This window comes from Desulfoplanes sp. (assembly GCF_054921335.1).
This window is the reverse complement of the sequence record NZ_JBUDSQ010000137.1, coordinates 1-3,984: the sequence shown is the minus strand read 5'-3', so window position 1 is coordinate 3,984 and position 3,984 is coordinate 1. Positions and strand designations below refer to the sequence as shown.

Genomic DNA, 3,984 nt, shown 5'->3' with positions numbered 1-3,984 from the left:
AGATTTGGCGTGTCGGTTAAGAGGGCAAGAATCTTTTCCGACATCTTTTCCGACAACAACCTTCATATAGTCTTCTGTCGCCTCAAACTCCGGTACTTCACATTCAAAACAGGCCCCAGCCAGGTATCATTAGATTCATCACGGCAGCCGACCCTGCAAACGAGTCTTTCCCCTGGGAACGCCGAGCGTCTGCTCGGCCTTTCGAGCAACAGCTGAAGGGTACAGCTTTATACTGTCTGGCCGGCATCATCTGCCCTTGTTCCTGCCATGTAGTCAACGCAGTGCCGAGCAGACGCTCGGCGTTCCCAGGGGGGAGTGACCTTGCCGAGCTGCTCCAGGGTCTTGCAAGGCGAAATTGTTATCTGGGTCCGACCCCGGAAAGGCCAATCAGCTTTTCGAGCATTACTTTGCCCCCTTGCCGATCGATTGTGGCGCACCCGGATTGACCAGGGGATCACCCATTCCGAAATGGCCTTCCATCCATAGATACCCGAGACTGCCCCCGGCCTCCATCATTTCAGGAATCCCCTGAATATCTGATGCCTTGACTGCCTGGGTAAACCCGGATTCATCCCGGTACAGCACTCGGACTTCTTCGGCCTGCATGGCGTTGAGGAAAAAGGGGGAATGGCTGGTAATGAGTACCTGTGATTTTTCAGCAGCGGCGCGGCATTCTTCTGCAAGTTCCGGCAAGAGACGGGGATGAAAAATTTTCCAAGTGCCTGGTATTTGTCTTCATAGTTGCTACATCCGATGTTCCGGATGGTATATTTCCCACTCTTTATGAACCTCTTCCATCTGTTGTTTCAAGGCTTCTTTATCGGGCAGATAGAGTTGGTACTCAGACGCATAAATGTTGGCCTCTTTCGGCAGGGTCAGTTCGACCAATTCATCACTTTTGGTTAGGCAGAGCAAAATTCCGATAGTCGGTTTTTCATCATCCAATTTCACATGGCGATCAAAATAATTGACGTACAACGACGCAAACATTCGATTGTTCAGCAGGTAAACGGGCAGGCTGCAGCCACAAAAAAACCTACCGCCCCTGATTTCTCATAGTACGCACTTTGCGTGCGGGGCGGTAGGTATTGTCCGTGTGTGAACGAATGGATCAAAAAATGCCGGCCTGCTGAGCCATGTATATCCATCGATTTTTCTTGGCCCCATTACTCACTTTTTTGTCAAAAGCAATCGTCGTTCTGATCAGGAGCCATTATTCAGGATATCCGCTCAGGGCGATGGATACCACCAACGAATACGTCGTTGAAGGCTATTTTAACCTCAAGATGGGGGATCTTGGGGCGGAACATCATGCGTTCTATTCGGTCCTGAGCCGGGCAACAGTCATTTCCAGTTTGGCTGCGACCTCGGCCAGATCGCCAACGGCCTGGGTCGCTTCTTCCATGCTCCTGGCGGTTTCGTCGGCGATTTGCCGCACGTCCGTCGTGCTCTGGGTCACCTCTTCGCTGGCGGCGGATTGTTCCTCGGCAGCGGTGGCAATGCTCCTGACCTGTCCGGAGGTCTTTTCGATGATCGAGACGACCTCCTTGATGGAGTCGGCCGTTCTTTTGGCTATGGCCACGCTTTCTTCGATGGAGTCGGCAGTTTGCTGGGTCGCGTCCACATTCGTCTGGACACCTGCACGGATGGCATTGATGGATTTGCCCACGTCCTGGGTGGCGTGCATGGTTTTTTCCGCCAGCTTGCGCACTTCATCGGCCACAACGGCGAACCCCCGTCCGGCATCGCCGGCACGGGCCGCTTCAATGGCAGCATTGAGTGCCAGAAGATTGGTCTGGTCCGCGATGTCATTGATCACGCCGATGATCTGTCCGATGGCTCCGGCATCCTGACCAAGACCCGTCATCGAGGTGTTCAGGGACAGGATCTGGTCCCGGATGGATTCCATTTTGTCTGCCGATTCCAGAACATCGCGTTCGCCCTTTCGGGAGTGTTCCATGCTCGTTTCTGCGGTCAGGGCGGCGTCGGAGGCGTTGTGGGCTACCTCCATGACCGAGGCATTCATCTGCTCCATGGCCGTCGCCGTATTGATTGTCCGCTCCTGCTGGGTGCTCGCCCCCTTGTTGACCTGTTCGATCTGGGCGGAAAGCTGGGTCACGGAACTCGCGACCCGCTCGGTCATGGTATGGGCCTCGGCCGCTACCTGGTTGATGGCCTGGTTCTGGGATTCGATGCGCTGCTGCTGTTCCCGGATTTCAGTGAGGTCGAACCATGTGGAGACCGCGCCTATGAGTTCGTCGTCCAGGTCCCGGATGGGTGCGGCTGCCACGGACACGGTCAAGTTTTTGCCATCATGCCGTATGTGGGGCTGTTCTTTGAACAAGGTCTTGTTTTCCCGTATGGCCTGGGCGGCGATAGTGTCCTTGTTCTTTTCATGGTGGACCAGATCGCCGCTGGTCATACCCAACAGCTCGTCTATCGGTTCGGTCCGTCCCAGGATATCGAGCATGTCCTGGTTGACGAAGGTTATCCGGTTGTCCTTGTCCACGACGGCACAGGGAAAATGGACACCGTTGAGGACTCCCTGGGCGAATCCGAGCCGGTTTTTCAATTGGCTGACCATGGTTCTGACCCCCTCTATGGTCACCCCGACGGCGTCCTTGGCACCATAGGAAATCGTTGCCTGGAAATTGCCGGAGGCGACCTCCTGGGAGTAGTGGGCCAGCCTGTCGAGGGGACGCATCAAGATTTTGATCAGGAACCATAGAATGAGCACCCCACTCAAAACGGCCACGAGTCCGGTTAGCAGCGATCCGATCAGGATTTGTCGATCAATGCCGAGGAGCAGCGAGTCTTCGCTGGCGAATGAGACGATATGCCAATCCCAGGGAGCGAAATAATCCACGTTTGCCAGCTGGCGCTTCCCCCCCTTGGAATATTCTATGGTTTGGGACGTTCCGCTTTTGATCGCATGGCCCATTGGCAATGAGGTGATCGGCTTGCCCTGGAAGGCTGGATCGGGATGGAAAAGGATGGTGTCCTGGGAGTCGAAGGCTACCACCTTGCCGTCACCGACCTTGAGGTGGTTCAGTCCACTGCGCAGGATCGGAGAGAGGATTTTTTTCCCGACAAAGATGACCGCAACGATATTGTCGTCGAAGTCCAACATGGGTTTGTACGCGGTCAGATACCAGTCATCGACAACATAGGCGCGCCCTAGAAAGGTTTTTCCCTGCATGACCGCCTTGTACACGGGGCTGCTGGCCGGAATATATGTCCCCGTGGCCCGTTTTCCTTGGGCGGTTTTGACGTTGGTGGAGATGCGCAGCAGCTTGTCCGGCAGGACCTGGAAGATGGTGGCGACCGCTCCTGTGGACCGCTTTATCTTGTCCACCAGTTCCGTGCTCTTGCTCAGGCTGATCACGGAGAGACGCAGGGTTGGTACCCTGGCCTTCTCCTTTTGCTTGGTGATCTGGTTGGTGATGGTCATGGGGGTCGAGGACATTTCGTCCACGGAAAGATAGCCCATGTCGTTGACCGATTTTTCGAAAAGGGCCAGGTCGGCCTGCAGTTTTTGGGCAAAGGTCTCGTTTTGCATGGCCAGGATGTCCCTGACCGTGGCGCTGTTGTTGGCCAGATCGGCTTCGGCCAGGGAGGTCAAAGCCTGTTTGACCTGGTTATGGATAACCAGACCCATGACGGTGACGATGACTGCGATCAGAAGGGCAAAAATGGAAGATAGTTTTACCGGGAAGGGAAGGGTTTTGAACATAAAAACACCTCTGTAGACTAGAGTGGTTCGTGGGAAAGAGTGGGCCATCGGAACGGGAAACCAGGGCCGTTGTGGAAAACTATGGCGGGAAAAGGGAAGAAGGCAAGCATGTTCCAAAAGGCACGAAGGCGAGGGTATGGAAGGTGCTTAAAAAAAAGAAGGACTCAAGCATAAAGCCTAAGTCCTTTTTTTAGTCAGTTACTGGTGCCGAGGGACAGAATCGAACTGCCGACACGGGGATTTTCAGTCCC

The 3,984-nt window shown here is 54.6% G+C and carries 4 protein-coding genes; 1 reads left to right on the top strand and 3 read right to left on the bottom strand.

The annotated features are described in order from the left end of the window. The coding region (locus ACY692_RS14385; RefSeq protein ID WP_462326072.1) for a hypothetical protein at positions 1 to 216 on the top strand (216 nt) is incomplete at its 5' end. A 186-nt stretch (positions 217 to 402) separates the two neighbouring features. Here ACY692_RS14385 and ACY692_RS14380 read toward each other — a convergent pair. The 3 genes from ACY692_RS14380 to ACY692_RS14370 form a co-directional block, all read right to left on the bottom strand. Further along, a complete protein-coding gene (locus tag ACY692_RS14380) occupies positions 403 to 693 on the bottom strand; it encodes an AAA family ATPase (RefSeq protein ID WP_462326071.1) in 291 nt (96 codons plus the stop codon). Between the two features lie 51 nt (positions 694 to 744). Beyond that, entirely contained in the window at positions 745 to 990 is a 246-nt protein-coding gene (locus ACY692_RS14375) for a PDDEXK nuclease domain-containing protein (RefSeq protein WP_462326070.1), read from the bottom strand. 328 nt (positions 991 to 1,318) lie between these two features. Then, entirely contained in the window at positions 1,319 to 3,733 is a 2,415-nt protein-coding gene (locus ACY692_RS14370) for a methyl-accepting chemotaxis protein (RefSeq protein ID WP_462326069.1), read from the bottom strand. Positions 3,734 to 3,984 lie beyond the last annotated feature (251 nt).

What these genes read in the sequence shown, in the direction of transcription:
- ACY692_RS14375 (WP_462326070.1), bottom strand. Translation starts at nt 990, where the DNA reads ATGTTTGCGTCGTTGTACGTCAATTATTTTGATCGCCATGTGAAATTG.
- ACY692_RS14370 (WP_462326069.1), bottom strand. Translation starts at nt 3,733, where the DNA reads ATGTTCAAAACCCTTCCCTTCCCGGTAAAACTATCTTCCATTTTTGCC.